Origin of the sequence: Nitrosospira sp. Nsp2 (assembly GCF_003050965.1) — a bacterium.
In the GTDB taxonomy this organism is placed as follows: Bacteria; Pseudomonadota; Gammaproteobacteria; order Burkholderiales; family Nitrosomonadaceae; genus Nitrosospira.
This window is the reverse complement of sequence record NZ_QAOU01000001.1, coordinates 817537-834624: the sequence shown is the minus strand read 5'-3', so window position 1 is coordinate 834624 and position 17088 is coordinate 817537. Positions and strand designations below refer to the sequence as shown.

Here is a 17088-nt window from a genome sequence, read left to right as displayed (position 1 = left end):
GACGTCTTGTTCGTCGTCTTACCCGCCAAATTCTCCGCAACAAATCGGTCCGGGGTTGGGGAGGCGGTGAGAGCTGCGTTCTCAAGCACCGACTGAACGCCCTGATTAGCCAGTCTGTCGGCCTGTTCGTTGCCGTCGTGGCCGGAATGACCGCGCACCCAAAGCCATTCTATTTTGTGCCGTTGTGTCAGGCGATCCAGTTCTTTCCACAGGTCGTCGTTTTTGACCGGTTTTTTGTCCGCTGTGCGCCAATCGCGCTTTTTCCACGAATGGATCCATTCGCTGATGCCCTTCTGGACATACGTGGAGTCGGTGTGGACCCGAACCTCGCAGGGCTTTGTTAGCGCTTCCAGCGCGCGAATGACCGCGAGCAGCTCCATGCGGTTGTTGGTCGTCAGTTTTTCGCCGCCGCATAACTCGCGCGTACGTCCGTTATATCGCAGCAGCGCGCCCCAGCCGCCCACTCCCGGGTTCCCTTTGCAGGCCCCGTCGGTAAATATGTCCACTACTGCCGTGCGCGGCGCTTTCACTCCTTGACGCGCGCCTCAGTCTTGCTGCGCGCAGCCCTGCGGGGTTCTTTCCCCGTCGCGTTGCCCGTGAGCTTTTGCGCGACCGGCGCCATCGCCCTTCTTCGTGCGCGAACTTCCTTCCACTCGGGCTTTATAACGCGCATGCCGTGCACGCGCTTGACCGCCGTCAGAAAATATACGCCGCCGGAAGACTGCCACCACCGATCGCCGACCCCTTCCATGAATCCGAATCGCTTCAGCCACTTCTCCTGGCTGAATGGGGGCACGTAGCAGCATAAGCGGTCTTCGGTAATCTCAAAATCCAGCAATGTCAGCCAATCCTTGAGCCTCGGCCGCGCGATGAAATTGCCTCGCCAGGGATAGTCATCGTTCATTGAACCGAAAAGCCCCCGTACGCCCCAAAGACTGCGGGGGTTGAAGCCGCAAACGATTGCATGCCCTTCCGGCACCAACACCCGTTGCACCTCGCGCAGGATCTGGTGCGGATTGGCACTGAACTCGAGTATATGAGGCAACAGCACCAGATCGATGCTATTCGATTCGATCGGTAGAAAATCCGGAGCCGCACGCACTGCGCCTCCCTCTTCCGTCGATATGCCGAACTGGAGCGGCATGCGGTTGGCGCGCAGGAAATCGTACTGTGGAAAACCGATCTGCACGGCGTGGTAACCGAAAACATCGGCTACGGCCCTGTCAAAATGATTTTGTTCCCTCTCCAGCAAATACTGGCCCAAACAGGTTCCAAACCATTCCAGTTTGTTATTCGTTGGCATATAGTAATGGTGCAGGGATGACGGCAGTTTGGAAATCCATCCATACGCGGCTATATTCGCTCGATTCGCTCGCGTTGAATTTCGGGCAGCCGCGAATTGTCATTACATTTGACATCGTAATCAATATGCCGGGTTTGACTCTGTCCAATCCGATTTTGATCCGCTCACTCGCTAGTTACCCTTGATTATGGCCGTTCCCCACATCCTCCCGCTCCGCGCTTTCAAGGACAATTATATCTGGGTGATCCGGGACCATTCCGACGCTGCCGTGGTTGATCCCGGCGACGCCGCACCCGTGCTGGATTACCTGAGCCGCGAGAAGCTAAAGCTCATCGCGATTCTCAACACGCACCACCATAATGACCATGTGGGAGGCAATGCCGCGCTGCTGCAAGAGTTTAACGTGCCGGTCTACGGGCCCACCAGAGAGCCGATTTCAACACTCACCCATCGCCTCAGGGAATGCGACGAAAAAGAAAACGAAGAAGGCAACGTATACCTTCCGGAATTTTCTATTACCCTCAGTGTGCTGGATATTCCCGGCCATACCGCCGGGCATATCGCCTATTATGGCGCAAACCTGCTATTTTGTGGTGACACCCTGTTTGCCTGTGGCTGTGGACGATTATTTGAGGGCACGCCGCAACAAATGGTTCAGTCTTTGGAAAAACTCTCCGACCTGCCCAATGAAACACAGGTCTATTGCGGCCACGAATACACGCTCGACAACATTCGCTTTGCCCGCGTGGTGGAGCCTGGCAACCAGACCCTGATAAAACGCGAAAAAACCGTCGAAAACCTGCGGAAGCTTAATGCCCCTACCCTGCCCTCGACCATTGGGCTGGAAAAAGCCACCAACCCGTTCCTGCGCTGTAATCAGCCTGAAGTCATTCAGGCCGCGAGTCGACATGCCGGGAGGGCATTGACCGACCGCGTCGACGTATTCGCCGCTATCCGCGAATGGAAGGACAATTTTTAGTTGGACCGAATAAAACGAACAGGCGGTGAATGCTTGAGCGCTTGCATTGTCCCATGATTATGCTTTACTTCAGAAAGACCTCGGAGACGATACTGCACAGCTAGCGGATCAAACCGATTGTTACAGTTGTCGAAATACCGAAAGGGCAGTTGGCGGGCAGCTGGCGGCAGTTTGAACCGCGGCGCCCCGCTACCGATATTGCCCTCCCATCCGTGAATGAAGCGGCGTTGCCAAGGAGGAAAGACATGAATCCTTTTGAACCGTTATTACAACTCGGCCAGTCCATCTGGCTGGACTCGATCAGCCGCGATCTCATCAATAGCGGCGAATTGCAACGCATGGTGAATGAAGACAAGCTGCGCGGCGTAACCAGCAATCCCACGATTTTCGAGCAGGCGATGGCCCACGGCCAAAGCTATGACCACGCAATGCGCCAGCTGCTACGGTCGAATCGGCAACTAAGCGACAAGGATTTATTTGAAGCGCTTGCGTTCGAGGACATTCGCATGGCGGCGGATGTGCTGCGGCCGGTCTACGACGCGACGCAGGGCGGCGACGGCTATGTCAGCCTTGAAGTTTCGCCGCATCTCGCCAACGATATGGAAGCAACCGTGGCGGACGTGCACCGGCTATGGAATGCCGTGCAGCGCCCCAATCTGATGATCAAGATTCCCGCAACCCCGGCGGGCATTCCCGCGATTACCCAGTGCATCGCCGCGGGTATCAATATCAATGTGACCCTGATGTTTTCGCTGCAGAATTATGCCGATGTCTCGCAAGCCTACATTCGCGGGCTCGGCCACCGCGCCGATACGAAGCCGGATTCGGCTGCGCCGTGGCCGGTTTCGGTTGCATCGTTTTTTGTCAGCCGCGTGGATAGCGCGGTAGACCCGTTGCTGGATAAAATAGGCACTACCGAGGCGCTGAGCCTGAGGGGAAAGATCGCCATCGCCAACGCCAGGCTTGCTTATCAGCGCTTCCGGGAAACATTCTATGGCGAGCCTTTCGCCGGACTGCGTGCTCAGGGTGCGCCTGTACAACGCCCGCTTTGGGGCAGCACCGGCACGAAAAATCCCGCTTATTCCGACGTGATGTACGTTGAACAACTGATCGGCCCAGACACCGTCAATACGCTTCCGCCGAAAACGATGGCAGCGTTTCGCGATCACGGCCGCGTGCGCCCAACGCTCCAGGAAGGGATCGAGCAGGCCGATGCGGATGTGGCGAAGCTGCGCGAACTGGGCATTGACCTGGACGCCGTTACCCGACAACTTCAGGAGGACGGCGTGGCCGCTTTTGCCGCCTCGTATGACAAGTTGCTGGCTGCGCTGAACGGCAAGCGCCAGAGTATCGCAGCTTGAACGGACAGCATCTGTCCATCACATTCACAGGGAGAAAACGATGGAGCTTGGAATGATCGGCCTGGGGCGCATGGGCGGCCCGATGGCACAACGGTTGATACGCGGAGGTCACCGCGTCGCCGGTTTCGCCCGCCACCCGGAGGCGGTGAAACAGCTGGAGGAAATAAATGTCTTGCCAGCGACATCGTTTGAAGAGCTCGTCAGTTCGCTCAAACCTCCACGCATCATCTGGCTGATGATTCCCGCGGGCACGCCGGTGGACGAGAACATAGCCGCGTTGCTGCCACTGCTCGAACCCGACGATGTCATTATCGACGGCGGCAATTCGAACTACAAGGATACGCAACGCCGTGCGCAGATGCTTAGGTCTAGCCGCATCCATTATGTGGACACCGGTACCAGCGGCGGCATCTGGGGCCTGCAGAACGGCTATAGCATCATGGTGGGTGGCGATGAGCCGGTCGTTGCACGGCTGCGCCCGATCTTCGAAACCCTCGCTCCGGCCGCGGACAAAGGCTGGGGCCACGTTGGCCCGAGTGGCGCGGGCCACTTCACCAAGATGGTTCACAACGGCATCGAGTACGGCATGATGCAGGCTTATGGCGAAGGCTTCGCGATCATGCGCCATAAAACAGAATTCAATCTGGACCTGCACCAGGTGGCCGAAATCTGGCGCGACGGCAGCGTGGTGCAATCGTGGCTGCTTGACCTGACCGCGGCCGCGCTGGCGAAAAATCCAGATCTCGACGGCATCGCCCCCTATGTGTCGGACTCGGGCGAGGGCCGCTGGACCGTTGCCGAGGCGATCGACCTTAATGTCGCCGCACCGGTCATCACGCTGGCGCTGTTGCAACGGTTGCAGTCGCGCGATCAGGAATCGTTCTCCAACAAGCTTCTATCCGCCCTGCGGAACCAGTTCGGCGGCCATGAGATGAAGAAGGAATAAGTTGGACATAACAGCAAAACGGGCGGCAGATTATTATATCGGTGTAGTTTGGTACTTTTTTGATCGCCGCATTCTCCACCCTATAAGCCCGAGACCTGCTAAAAACATCGCGTAGGTTTCTGGTTCTGGAACCACCTGAACAGCAAATGAAAAGGAGGGTTGAATAGCGAAAGCTTCATTAGGTGTTGCAGTTGGCTGCATAAAAATGGTCACGCCTATGGAGTGGGTCCCGACGCCAAATGAGAAGGGCGGGCCAAATGTTTGGTTAAAGGCGGCAGTTTCAGTATGGCTTATCTCCGGTCCACCCACGGGATCCGATGGGAGGGGAACACTAATCAAATCCGCTGGACCAATCCCTACTAGACCTGCCGTGCTGTATTGGTCTGAAAATGTGCTGTTACGTCAAGAAACTCGAGCTTTCCAGTGGTGTTAGTCCAGGTATACGACAAGATCCCACTCACGCCCGGGCTGATATCCACCGTGGCGTCTGCCGAAGGAACAGTAAAGACTTGGCCCTCATGAAAACCAATGGTATTGAAGTCATCTATGCGCGGCTCTATGCTGAAAGTACCTGCGGCATTGGTATGAGTGGCATAAATGCAGAGAAAAATCAGGGCAGCGCTTGTTTTTTTCAACCCACCCGTCGCTCTTCCCGGCTCGACATTTGGTGATATTCCGTCTTTCGCTTCCTGCACGCCAGCGTTCATGATCCATTCTCCTTATTAATAATCGGCAATATCCGGCGGTCTTGCGTGCATCTGCTGTTAAATTCTCCGTACATTCTTGCTTTAGTTAAACAGTTGGCAATTGCAAGCTCAGTACGTTGGAATTTCGCCATGGCTTTTGCAAATCCGTAGACCCCGTCGACCAAAAGGGCCCTTCGATCAGAAAAGAACAGGGCATTCCCTGACTTTCCCTAATTTTGAACGACCGGTAGTTACTGTTGGAATCGTCAGAATAGGACTTATTGGGGACGTGTTTCCCGTCAATAAGATACTTTAGACATGCGTAACTTGACGAAATACCCTCCTTCCGATATTCTTTACGCTCTGTGGTAATCGATTCCAAACCCTTTCCATAAACGCCAGGGCGCAGGTTTCCCGTTCCTGTTCGATCACTGTCCGCGAGGCTTGATATGAACCTCCCCAGAATTGTCGCTACTTTTTCCCTGCTTGCCGTTTTTGCTGCGGCGAGCCCGCTTGCAGGCGCAGCGGAAAATTTCGATATCGACGCAGCCGTTAAGAGCGCCAAAACCAGAAGCGATCATGAGGCGGTGGCAAATTATTATGAAGATGCGGCCAAAGAGGCGCAGGTAAAGGCATCGGAACAGCAATCGTTGCTTGAAGAGTATGAGAGCAAGGGCTACCTCTATGGCAGGAATGCCGAAGATATGAAGTCCCGAGCCAGCGCGGCACTGCGTAAATACGAGAAAGCAGCACAGTCCAGCAGCAAAGAGGCGGCGGTGCATCGGCAGATGGCTGCCCAGCTCGGCGACAGCTCCGGTGAACCCGGCGCAAAGGCTTTTAATGTTGCGAATGAGCCTCCTCGTGACAACAGTCTGCCGCAGTAACGGGTAAGCAAGCCAGCTCAGCAATACAGTCAAACGATCAAACAACGACACGGGAAGATAGGGGGCAGCCTCGGCTGATCCTCCTATTTTTTCGCCTGAAAATAAACCTCACGCCTGTGTTACAGCGATATCGGGGACGGCCCCTATCCATACTTTATACATAAGTAAGTTGACAAAGTGTGGATATTTGTGTATTCTTCACACCATGGTAGCTCGAAAAGACAGAAAGAACAGACATGCAGCAATTCCGTCAGAGAAACCAAAGTCAGAGAGGTGTGATCATGAAAGCCGGAAAAATTGTTACCAGTATATCTTTGCTCGGCCTGTTAGCCGCGCTGAGCTCACCTGCGTTCTCCTTTGACGTTAACTCCGCCCTTCAAAATGCGTCAACAGCGCATGAGCATGAGGTAGTTGCAAAGTACTATCAGGAAGTAGCCAAGGAGATGCAGGCAAAACAGCGGGAACAGAAAGAGTTGTTGAATGAGTACGAAAACCATAGCTATCTCTATGGCAGGCAGGCTCAGGATCTGCAAGCCCATACCGAGGCCTTGGCGCGCAAGTACGAAAAAGAAGCACAAGCCAGCATGAAAGAAGCTGAGTTGCATCACCAGATGGCCTTGCAACTTGAGGAACAAAACCCTTCAGGACAGCGGTTGAGCGTCAGATAACTGGCATTTGAACCCGATTTGTTTCATACTGTCTAAGGCGGGATACAGCATTGCCTGTAGCCGCCTTAGTAGCAGATAATCAGCTCCGCAAACCCTAGTTAGCAAACAGTCAACAGATGGCTAGCCCCCTGCCATTTTGCGCTCACATCCCATTTCACGTGCACCAGAATATGGCGAAGGGCACCTCCTTATGAATAAAGCGCGACAAAATCCTGGAACTCTTAAGATATTATTCATGCTGGGCTTGGTGATTGCAGGTCCACTCCCGGTTGCAGGTGCGGAGGACTTGGGTGCTCATGCCGCCAAACGTATTGACCTCGCGCAAAACAGCCATGCAATAGTTTCACCGACACAATTTGAAGCTGCGGCCAGCAAGAATCATGAGACCGTAGCCAAGTATTACGAGGATTCCGCTGCGGAGCTGCGGGCAAAGGCTGAGGAGCACAAGCTGTTACTGGAGCAATACGAAAACAAGAGCTATCTTTACGGTAAAAAAGCGCAGGATCTTCAATCACACGCATCGGCATTGATACGCAAGTACGAGCAGGCCGCGGAGGCAGATGCCAAAAAAGCAGATACCCATCGTAGAATTGCGTCCCGACTCAAGGAAAACTCCGATACGGAATCCAAACTCAACACTGCTAATGCGTCCCGGCGATAACTAAGGCAACACGGCGATGTATCACGGCCTCGCTGCGCCCGCCGGCACTAAATTCCAAGACCCCCTCCTCTCGCTCGCGACGCCTGATAAGCTAACGGAAAGCGTCGACGTTAATACCTGCTTGCAACGTTTCTCATCCGGTCTCTGGAGCTCAAGCCTGCCATAAATCCCCCAGGCTTCGCGTGCATCCTCGACCCATCAATTAGCCTGCTTCATCCTGACTCTCCGAACTGCTGCCACCCGACCGACTTTGCTGCGACATGGCTGGCATATTGCTAACTGAGAGTGAACTGAGCTGCCAGCACGGGGTGTATGTGCGCTGGGAGTTGCGGGAGTTTTACTTGTTATCCAGCCTTGCGGTATTATTCCCCGGCGGCTGCCGGTTGCCTTCGCAGGATGTACGGGCGACCGACCGGACCAGGCGCTTAACTCGAAATAACACAACAAGGTTAATTAAAACTCATGAACTCACCCCAATCCGAACAATTCCGCTGGCACGCGTTTGACGATCTCCAGGCGCTCCAGGACGCCGCCGTAGACGCCATTCTCGACAGCGCCGCTCGCTCCATCGAGGAACGCGGCCGTTTTCTCCTGGTGCTCGCGGGGGGCGAAACCCCGCGCCCAATTTATCAACGGTTACGGGAAGCGCCGACCGATTGGTCGCTCTGGCATATCTATTTCGGTGACGAGCGTTGCATGCCGCCAACCGAAGAAGAACTGAATGCGCGAATGGCCGGAGAAGCGTGGCTCGCCCACGTGCCTATTCCTCGCGCGCAAATCCACGAGATTCCGAATGGGCCGCGCGCGGATATAGCGGCTGAGGCCTATGCAAACACGTTGCGGCCGGTTGGTGTTTTCGATTTAACGCTGCTCGGGCTTGGAAAGGATGGGCACACCGCGAGTCTCTTCCCTCACAATGACTGGGGGGTGGAACAAGATTCGCCCGATACGCTGGCGGTATTCAATGCGCCGATACGGCCGCCTCAGCGGGTATCGCTCAGCGCCGCACGGCTCAACCGCTCGCGGCAGATTCTATTTCTGGTGAGTGGAGAATCGAAGCGCAAAGCCGTTGCACGTTGGCGCGCTGGAGAACATATTCCTGCACGAGTCATCGTGGGTGAAGCGGGGGCTGATGTGCTGGTGGAATCGCGATTATTACAGCCGGCGAACACTTAAGCAGGTGAACTGAGCGGAGGAAAATAAGCTGAGGAAAATAGCCGCTGCAAAATTATCGCAGCAAATGATGGCAAAAAATGAGGACAAAAAAAAGGAGTAGAACCTACTCCTTTTTCGGGGAGAATCTGAATCGACATAAATCTCCGCCTTCGGCCATGCATTCATCGTGCTTGACCTGGCTATCGGTAAAAGTCTCCATCATGCCCTTGTCCAGATGGCAAATCTCGCGGTCTTTTATCGCCATCCTGTGAAACACGCAGTTATCCGCTTCAATCACCGTCTCGCCGTCGGGCATGGTAGTCTTTTTTGCGTTGTAGCCGAGTTGGTCCATAACCTCAGCCAGCTTGTCGACCTTTTCCTCATGCGTCTTTAGATTAGGATATTGGCTGCGCATCTGCTGAGCGACGCCGACGCCGATGTCGTTCAAACGCTTGCCCATGTTCTCGGAGCCTTCCTCCTGCTGCACCGATGCCACCACCAACTGCGCAAGCCACGAATACTGGCGCGGAAAACTTTCTCTACCAAGCTCGGTCAGGACGTAAAGTTGCTGTGGCCGTCCCCCGCCGGATGGACGGGTCTTCCCGGCCGTTACCAGCCCTGCTCCCTCAAGAGAGGCGAGATGTTGCCTGACGGCATTACGCGTGATTTCCAGGCTCTTCGCCAACTCATCGACACTCATGCCGGGCCTTTTTCCTCGTAGCAGTTTAAGCAACTGCTTTTGCCGCTCTCCCATGGTATTAAGCATTAGGCTACCCTCCTCTCCACACTCAGATTAGAAAACGCACGCTTTCATTATAGAATCGGTCTCGTTTATCTGCTGCAACTATCTTTTAGACACTTTTACCATACTATAGTTGACAAATTGTCACAATTGTTAAATATTTCTTTTTCTCCGCAACCTGACCGATTATGTGGAGCGAACTGTACCCTGTCGCATTAATTCATCTGTTCAGCAACGGTGCCATTTATTCCCTTAGGTTGCCTATGATTCTAAGGGAAAAACCCGGATGATAACAAGGAAATTCGCGGGTTTAGCCCCGGTTTGCCGGCGTCCAGCCTTCAAATTTACATCAACATCCGCAAATTGCTCAAAGAGCGGGCACATTCAGTCCCGTCACCGCCCCGGTATCCGAAGGGCCGGCCGTTAGATCGGGAGCGATCAGACGAACAGCAAAAATTGGCTGAATTTGAACGACTGAAGCTTCTACGGACCCTGGGCTCCGGGCCTGAAGTCCTGTTTCGCGGCCTGCTTAGGGGCGGACGCCTGAATCTCAATCCCTCCACGCCGGAAATTGCGGTAAGCCCCGGTAAAACGCCATATCGTGGTTGGGCCAGAGCTCGGCCTTTTCCCTTGCGGCCAGGGACTTGAGCTTACGTATACTGGTCAGTGCCAACGCCTGGTTATCCTGCCAGCAGCATCCTGGGGCTATTTCCTCGGAGAGATTTTCGCTCAGATCCGCCGCATCGCCGCAGAGGATGATAGGTGACCCTTTTTGCAACTCGATGAATAGCGACATATGCCCGGCGGTATGACCGGGACTGGCGACAGCACGAATTCCCGTTGTTACGGTATATTCACCGGTCGTGAGGTGCCAGCGGGTCGCATCCGCCAGCTCATCCTTAAATACACTGCCGTCCATTCCAGTATGCGCGGCAGCCAACTCATCCGCATGAACGTGCACTTCGCAGTCCGGAAGCTCGCAGAGACCGCCAACATGGTCGAAATGCAGGTGCCCGACAAACACGACGTCTATATCGGACGAGCACAGTCCCAGGCGTGCCAGATAACGCGGAATACGCTGCTCGTCACCCATCTTCGGCGGCTCGACTGTCGGGCGCATCGGATAAAAATATTGCGCCTGCAAGCCAGGGTTGGAGACCTTGCGGTAATCGCATCCCACGTCGTACAGAATCCTGCCATTGGGTGTTGCTATCAGATAGGCGAGTATGGGCGCGTCGATGAACTCCCCATGACCCCGGCCGTGAGTGGAAATCTTTTTTTCATAGCGTATTGTCCCGGTAAGCAGCGGCCAGACTTTCACTCCCTTCGCTTTTACTCCCTTCGGCATGTCCTCTTCCAGCTATTGCGATAAAACGAGATGACACCCCCTCGACTGCTACCGCGACCTCTGCAGCAACTAGCGCAGCCGGGGTCAGCGGCTCTTCCGCTCGGCATCCGGGTTTTCCGCATCCCCGGCGCTGTGCATCGAGTTGGCGATCATGTGCGCGGAAAAGTTCATCGCGAATGGCACCACGAGGATGGCCGCCAGCAATATCAGCAAGGCAGTGTTGACGCTAATGTCTATCTCCCCCTGCAGTACTCTGATGAAAAACCAGGCGAGAAGCCACACCAGGCCAATCACTGCGGCGGAAATGATGAGCACAAGACTAAAATCCGTCATGGACGACTGTTTACGAACTTGTTCACTGCTGCCAATAGATATGACTGCGAGCTATGACTGCGCAGTTCCATCGAAGTCTCTCGTTGGCAAACATGTTACCGCAGCCTCCGTGCATTGCAAGCAGGCATCCCAAGCGCGACTGATGACAACCAGGCGCGAAAGAGTCTTGACGCGCTGCCGGGCGTCCACCGTAGACGCTGTCAATCCGTCACGGCGCCGGCACCTTCACCTGCGGCAGTCGCGGCACTCGAGTGCGCCATATGACCGCCAGCAAGCTCCCAAGCAACGAGTGCATGACCGCCGAAACCGCGCCAACCACGGGCGCCAGCGGCAACAATGGAAACGCCTGCTTCGCCAGCACGATGGCGAGACCCGAGTTTTGCATCCCCACCTCGATCGAGATCGTCCTTGCGCTCTGTCCCTGATAACCCAGCATTTGGGCGAAGCTATAGCCCATCAGGAAGCCGCCCCCATGCAGCAGTGCGGTAGCGAGGACCAGTTCCCCTCCGTAGGCAAGTATCGCCTCTGCATTCGCGGCAAAGACGACGGCGCAAATGAAACAGACGCCGATGACCGATAACAGAGGCGCCACAGGCATTACCTCCGCAACCGCTCGGGGAACCCACCGGTTGAGCAGCACGCCCAGCACGACGGGGATGATCACCACCTGCAGGGTTTGCTTGAAAAGCATCCAGGTATCCACCGGAACCATCGCCCCGACAAGCAACTGGGTGAGCAACGGCGTTAAAATGATCGCAGCCATGGTGGAACAGACTGTCATTACCACCGACAGCGCCACATCCGCCCCAGCGATGTACGTGACCAGGTTCGATGCGGTACCCCCTGGACAACAGCCCACCAGTATCAGGCCAACGGCGAAATGGGGCGGCAGGTTCAGGGCATGGGCCACGCCCCACCCCAGCAGCGGCATGATCGAGTACTGGGCCGCAAAACCGATCCCCACTGCACGGGGCATGCGGGCAATTCTGCGAAAATCGTCAAGAGTCAGTGTCAACCCCATGCACAGCATGACAAACGCGAGCACCAGCACCATGATGGAACCCTGGTTCAGGGCTATGAACCATTCGGGCCAGCAAAGCGCCATTGCTCCGGAGAGAATCATCCAGAACGGGAATAAGAGAGCCAGTTTGTGTAACATGAGGCGAGTGCCCGGCGTCAACCCTTTTTCATTGCGGACGTGGCAGAACGAGTGAATAGCAGCGTGTGATGTTGTGCGTGGCGGCCGATCAGTCGCATGTGGCTCAACCCCGCTTGCCGGGCCATTTCCTGCAGGGTGGAAAGGGGTTCGGGGTAATCATGTTCACGCACATGAGTACAGGCTTCCTCCAGTTGGTCCCGAGGCACCTCCGTCCATTTCTCGTGCATGAATCGCAGATAACCATCCAGATAGGTTTCCCGGTCCTGGTTTTCCTCGCGTACGACATCCACCAGGATCAGCCAGCCCTTCTCCGACAGGGATCGCCCGGCGGCGCGGAAAAAGCGCGCCTTCTGATCGGTCATCAGATGATGAAGCGCAAATCCGGTGAAAAGAACATCCCAGCTTTCCGCGGTCGATTCGACCGCATCCAGAAGATCCCCCTGGGTTAAAACGACCTCGCCGGGGAGTTCCGCCAGGTACTCATGCGCCTCTGCCAGCGCCGTCTCGGACAAATCCACGCCCCGGTACAACGTTGGCGGTATGCGCATCAGGCAGGGCGCCAGATAGCGAGCATTGCCGCAGCCCAGATCCAGCAGTCGGTAGGGTGAATCATCGCGTAACCCCAGAAGCTCATCGACCCCGGCGTAGATCTCGCGATGAAACATATAGTTATGCTCAGTCAACAAATCGTAGAGCGACCATGAACGGGTGAAAATCGCGGCAGGGTCGAGGAAGGACATGAATGCGGGCCGGATGCTTTTATGGAACCCCGCAATATACCTGATTTAGCGACGGCTGTTACGCGGCTCGCGTCCAACCAAACGAGGAGCCCAGAACCATTGCCTTGCGATGGCGCCGATTACGCCAGCAATAGCGGCGTACCTGCCGCATCGGTCAAAGGGGGCAATTACGCGATCTAGGTCAGCGGCATCAAACCTGCCGGTCGCATCAGACGTTAAACATATCCGCTGCCGCGTCATACTTCAGGCTGGCGGTCAATCCGGTTAACTGGACATGGTAATCATTTGCCGTGATGCTGTGACTGCTGTCCAAATCGATGTACAGGTCGCGGCCATTCTTCAAACAAACGTTGGTTGATGCGCTCATCACTTCCGTTAAGGTGATGTCGGATGTCGCCGTGCTCAGGCGGGCACCGTTCGCTATCAGCAGCGCCTCAAGAGCGCCGCTGAAATCAAGTGCATCATCGCTGCTGAAGTCCGATACCGTGTCCAGCTCGCCGGCACGAATATCGCCGCTATTGAAGGAGGTTGCAGTCCATCCAAACCGGTCATCGCCGCCACCGCCGGTAAGCTTGTCATTGCCAGCCCCACCGTGCAGCGTGTCATTGCCCAACCTGCCATTCAGCGCGTTTGCACGCGCGTCGCCAGTAAGCCTGTCGTCAAAGGCAGAACCGGTCAGCTGTTCGATGCCCTTTAACTTGTCAACGCCATCACCTGCCGTTGCGCGGCCACCCGCCAGGGAAAGGTCTGCGCCGACCGGAGCGGTCGCAGTCGCGTATGAGACCTCATCCCACCCTCCCCCACCGTTCAGCGTATCGCTCCCCAAGCCCCCGATGAGGAGATCGTTCCCTGCCCCGCCGTTCAGGATATCATTGCCGCTGTCGCCGGACAGAATGTCGTTCCCATCGTCCCCGATGACAAAGTCATTGCCTTCGCCGCCGTTCATCACATCATTGCCGTTATGGCCCGTCATGAAGTCGCCGCCGCTGCCGCCGTACATCTTATCGTTATCAAATACGTTACGGTCCGCCCACTCGGACCCGCGCATAGTGTCGTTTCCCGCCCCCCCTGAAAGAATGTTGCCCGCGACGCTGCCGAAAATGGTATCGTCATAACTGCTGCCGGTTGCGTTCTCAATGTTGGCGCCGAAGGCAATCGCTAGATTGTCCCGCACCCATGCATGCTCATTCCATATGGCCTCCCCGATCTTGCTGTACACTCCGGGAGTCAGGTGGAGCTCAACATTCCGCGGCTGATTCGCCGCGCTCAGCGTATCCACGCCCCCGCCATCCCAGATCGTCTCGTAGACCTTTGCGCCCGCCGCCCAGCTGTAGGTATCGTTCCCGTTCCGATAGTTGGAGTTGGCGCCGTATATCATTTGCAACGCGAGCACATCGTAGAGCATGGGGGTGGTAGGGAAAAAATTCGGACCGACACCATCAATCTCGTCTCCGACGTAATCCCGATAGCTCATGATGGTGTACTTGAGCGCATCGACGGACAGGCTCATGATGTCGTTATCCTTATTCTCGTGCGGATGCTCCAGCCCCAGGGCGTGGCCGACTTCATGCATGATAGCGTAGTACGCGTAGTCTCCAACGACCGGGCTGTTAAAGTCGTTCTTGTTGAGCCACACATCTCCGCCGTAAGGCTTGTTATCCTGCCCAGGATAATAGGCCCAAGCTGTAGATGGCGAATTCGACATCGCGAACCGGATATCGCCCGCCGCACTGTTATCCCCGGATTCCCACGCGGTATCGGGGGTATCGGCTACCTCGGTTACAGTGAGGTTCGCGACCCGGGCCCACTTTTGCAACGTTTCGCGCGCCGCGTGGATTTGCGCGTCGTTAAGAGCCTGGCCGCTGTCGTCCGGCTCGCCGCCATACGCAAACGCTCCGCTACTGAACTGCCCGCTGCTGCCCACAGCAAAGGAAACCGGGAAACTGAACGTGACCTTCCCGCCTCCACCGAGGCCGGAGCTACCCCACTTGGTGCCGGATATCAAAGCATTGACTTCACTATTCCCGGTAGGCGCAGGACCGATCCTGGCGTAGGTGCCACTGCTATAAACCGAGCCAGAAACTGAACTGGGAACTGAGCTGGGAAGGGGGTTCACGATGGTAATCCTTTTCACGCAAATCGGCTCGATACGCGATCCAGACACTATGTTTTGCCGCTCGCAAGGTCTGTGCGGTTCCGCGCCTAACGAGCGGTAAAACACTCATCAAAATGAAGTCTTTCCATTGTCGACTCTCCAGAATGACAACAGGGTGGCCAACTCACAGAGAAGACTGCTCGCCCCTCGCCGGAAGCCGGGCAAATTTATCGCCCGTCAGGCCGCGTCCCGTCGGTTACGGCAAAATCGAGCGATTGGTTCACAAAAAAATACTAGAATTTTCACAACTCATCGTTAAAATACTAACTCATCGCTTTTCCGTGAGATCTGACCATGAACCGGTTAGTCCCTTATATCCGAGCCGCAGACGGAGCCATCCAGCGCATCAGTGACGGAATCTACGAGGCCTCGGGTGACTCCCTGGAACCATATATTTATACGCAAAACCTGGTCGGTTGGCCTGAGCCACGAGTTTTCTGGGCGAAGAAAACGGGGCCCAGCCTGGGCATCGCGCCGCTGCCCGCTTCTTCTCCAGACTGATCTACCTCAACTATCTTTTTTTGTTGAGCTGGCGGATGCAAAAGGCGGATGCCCGCATTCCGCAATTGCTCCGACACCCTCTCCTGGGCCTGTGAAGCACGAATTGATCTGTCTACATCGATTTCCCTGCCCCATTTTCTAATCCATCTCCTCATACCATCCCCCGGGGATCGCCGGGCGGCGTCCCGCAGTCCCCCCGTTGATTATTAAAAGCGTACGCTCCATCCTTTATCTATAGGGAAAGGCGCAAGCCGGCGAAATAACGATGCGATAAACTGCAAGCCACGCCAGAATCGGCATTATGACCCTGACTTCAACGCCCCGGACTAACCCAGCAGCAGTGGTAGCAGCAACACGGGGTAGAAAATCCGGTGTCGTTTTATTAGCACATATGACCAGGGAAAACTCCAGCACTAGCCCAGCTTTACTATTGTGGCAACCGGTGACGGGCAATATCATGAGCATGCGTATCTACTATGCGCGGTGAGGGGCTTTCTTGGTGGATGTATTCTTCAGGGGGCGGGCATGAAAACGTACAAGGCGCTGGTTGCGATCAGCTTGATCGGTGGAAGCGCAAACGCTGCCGATTTTGCCTTTATCGGGAATTTCGGCCATGCTAACGAGGTACAGGAATTTAATTTCGCCGTCACAGGCGCAGCTAGAGAGGTTACGTTGCGCACATGGTCCTACGCGGGTGGAAGCAATTCCGAAGGGACAGTCATAGCCCGCGGCGGATTTGACCCAATGGTCACGCTTTTCGACGCTTCCACGGGCGCCCGTATCGGTTTCAGCGATGACGGCGGTGCGCTAAGTGCAAGAGACCCTGTCAGCGGCCACACCTGGGACTCGTTCCTTACGCACCTTCTTTTCCCTGGCAGTTATACCGCCACCCTGACCCAATACAGCAACTTTCCCAAGGGGTCATTGACTGATGGCTTCCAAGGCACGGCTCACACTGGTTTCAACGGCAGGGATTCACATTGGGCATTGGATGTGCTGAATGTCGAGGGCGCCTCGCTCGGCAGTTCGTATAACGCCCCGGTATCTTCCGTTCCCGAGCCCGAATTCTATGCCCTGCTGCTGGCGGGTCTTGCTGTTGTGAGCATCGCATCCATGCGAAGAGGGGCCGCGCAGCCGCGATTATAGTTCACCCTGTTTCGCACCTCTGCTTGCATCCGGAAAAGGGTTCCCTTCCAACCGCCGTTCGACCGTCCCCCCTCTCGACAGCAACCACTGTTCGAAACCAACTGAGTTGGGATTGGGGGACGCGGGATCCTTCCGCCCAACTTGATTCCTGTCGCGGGTGCTTTACGCGCTTTCGCCCGCCGCCATGCGACGCACCCGCCGGGAGGATGCAGTCGGTTACAGCAGCACTGACGCAATTCTTGACAACAATTCCCGGGTTATCAGATTGGGGACTGTAACTCATTGACAATTATATCTCTTATATCTGGCATAATGTTTGCT

The 17088-nt window shown here is 55.6% G+C and carries 18 protein-coding genes and 1 pseudogene; 9 read left to right on the top strand and 10 right to left on the bottom strand.

The annotated features are described in order from the left end of the window. Positions 1–71: 71 nt before the first annotated feature. Together rnhA and C8R31_RS03775 are read right to left on the bottom strand one after the other, a co-directional pair. A pseudogene (gene rnhA / locus C8R31_RS03780) lies at positions 72–506 on the bottom strand (ribonuclease HI); the annotation flags it as partial. A gap of 20 nt (positions 507–526) precedes the next feature. Beyond that, on the bottom strand, positions 527–1303 hold the full coding sequence (locus C8R31_RS03775) for a class I SAM-dependent methyltransferase (protein ID WP_107692691.1): 777 nt from the start codon (positions 1301–1303) through the stop codon (positions 527–529). A gap of 187 nt (positions 1304–1490) precedes the next feature. On the opposite strand from C8R31_RS03775, the gene gloB reads away from it, so the two are divergent. The 3 genes from gloB to gnd all read left to right on the top strand — a co-directional run bounded on the left by gloB (position 1491) and on the right by gnd (position 4589). Then, positions 1491–2282 carry a hydroxyacylglutathione hydrolase gene (gloB, locus tag C8R31_RS03770; protein ID WP_107692690.1) on the top strand — a complete coding sequence of 264 codons (792 nt, stop codon included), beginning with the start codon at positions 1491–1493 and terminating at the stop codon, positions 2280–2282. A gap of 245 nt (positions 2283–2527) precedes the next feature. After that, entirely contained in the window at positions 2528–3643 is a 1116-nt protein-coding gene (tal, locus tag C8R31_RS03765; protein ID WP_107692689.1) for a transaldolase, read from the top strand. A gap of 40 nt (positions 3644–3683) precedes the next feature. Then, positions 3684–4589, top strand: a complete 906-nt coding sequence (gene gnd / locus C8R31_RS03760) for a phosphogluconate dehydrogenase (NAD(+)-dependent, decarboxylating) (protein WP_107692688.1) — start codon at positions 3684–3686, stop codon at positions 4587–4589. Between the two features lie 33 nt (positions 4590–4622). Here gnd and C8R31_RS03755 read toward each other — a convergent pair whose 3' ends face one another. Both C8R31_RS03755 and C8R31_RS03750 read right to left on the bottom strand, forming a co-directional pair. Continuing rightward, the gene (locus C8R31_RS03755) at positions 4623–4790 is read right to left on the bottom strand and encodes a PEP-CTERM sorting domain-containing protein (RefSeq protein WP_107692831.1); all 168 of its coding nucleotides are present in this window, start codon (positions 4788–4790) and stop codon (positions 4623–4625) included. A 158-nt stretch (positions 4791–4948) separates the two neighbouring features. Further along, entirely contained in the window at positions 4949–5296 is a 348-nt protein-coding gene (locus C8R31_RS03750) for a hypothetical protein (protein WP_107692687.1), read from the bottom strand. Positions 5297–5724: 428 nt separating this feature from the next. Here C8R31_RS03750 and C8R31_RS03745 point away from each other — a divergent pair, with 428 nt between their 5' ends. The 4 genes from C8R31_RS03745 (at position 5725) to pgl (ending at position 8664) form a co-directional block, all read left to right on the top strand. Continuing rightward, positions 5725–6159: a hypothetical protein gene (locus C8R31_RS03745; protein ID WP_181320392.1), complete on the top strand. Its 435-nt coding sequence runs from the start codon at positions 5725–5727 to the stop codon at positions 6157–6159. Between the two features lie 281 nt (positions 6160–6440). Then, positions 6441–6827 carry a hypothetical protein gene (locus C8R31_RS03740; protein ID WP_107692830.1) on the top strand — a complete coding sequence of 129 codons (387 nt, stop codon included), beginning with the start codon at positions 6441–6443 and terminating at the stop codon, positions 6825–6827. Between the two features lie 190 nt (positions 6828–7017). Continuing rightward, positions 7018–7488 (top strand): hypothetical protein, encoded by a 471-nt coding sequence (locus C8R31_RS03735; RefSeq protein WP_107692686.1) that lies wholly within the window; start codon positions 7018–7020, stop codon positions 7486–7488. Between the two features lie 462 nt (positions 7489–7950). Further along, positions 7951–8664, top strand: a complete 714-nt coding sequence (pgl, locus tag C8R31_RS03730) for a 6-phosphogluconolactonase (protein WP_107692685.1) — start codon at positions 7951–7953, stop codon at positions 8662–8664. A 103-nt stretch (positions 8665–8767) separates the two neighbouring features. Here the strand turns inward: pgl and C8R31_RS03725 are convergent, their stop codons facing one another. The 6 genes from C8R31_RS03725 to C8R31_RS03700 all read right to left on the bottom strand — a co-directional run bounded on the left by C8R31_RS03725 (position 8768) and on the right by C8R31_RS03700 (position 15081). Further along, positions 8768–9409 (bottom strand): metalloregulator ArsR/SmtB family transcription factor, encoded by a 642-nt coding sequence (locus C8R31_RS03725; RefSeq protein WP_107692684.1) that lies wholly within the window; start codon positions 9407–9409, stop codon positions 8768–8770. A gap of 526 nt (positions 9410–9935) precedes the next feature. Beyond that, positions 9936–10733 (bottom strand): N-acyl homoserine lactonase family protein, encoded by a 798-nt coding sequence (locus C8R31_RS03720; RefSeq protein WP_107692683.1) that lies wholly within the window; start codon positions 10731–10733, stop codon positions 9936–9938. 84 nt (positions 10734–10817) lie between these two features. Continuing rightward, a complete protein-coding gene (locus C8R31_RS03715) occupies positions 10818–11066 on the bottom strand; it encodes a hypothetical protein (protein ID WP_107692682.1) in 249 nt (82 codons plus the stop codon). 208 nt (positions 11067–11274) lie between these two features. Beyond that, complete coding sequence (locus C8R31_RS03710) at positions 11275–12189, bottom strand: bile acid:sodium symporter family protein (RefSeq protein WP_258192535.1); 915 nt, start codon at positions 12187–12189, stop codon at positions 11275–11277. Positions 12190–12242: 53 nt separating this feature from the next. Next, the gene (locus C8R31_RS03705) at positions 12243–12965 is read right to left on the bottom strand and encodes a class I SAM-dependent methyltransferase (protein WP_107692680.1); all 723 of its coding nucleotides are present in this window, start codon (positions 12963–12965) and stop codon (positions 12243–12245) included. Positions 12966–13173: 208 nt separating this feature from the next. Then, positions 13174–15081, bottom strand: a complete 1908-nt coding sequence (locus tag C8R31_RS03700; protein ID WP_146164544.1) for a M10 family metallopeptidase — start codon at positions 15079–15081, stop codon at positions 13174–13176. Between the two features lie 333 nt (positions 15082–15414). Here C8R31_RS03700 and C8R31_RS03695 point away from each other — a divergent pair, with 333 nt between their 5' ends. Beyond that, a complete protein-coding gene (locus C8R31_RS03695) occupies positions 15415–15621 on the top strand; it encodes a hypothetical protein (RefSeq protein WP_107692678.1) in 207 nt (68 codons plus the stop codon). Positions 15622–16146: 525 nt separating this feature from the next. Continuing rightward, positions 16147–16767, top strand: coding sequence for a DVUA0089 family protein (locus C8R31_RS03690; protein ID WP_146164543.1), 621 nt, complete (start codon positions 16147–16149; stop codon positions 16765–16767). Positions 16768–17088 lie beyond the last annotated feature (321 nt).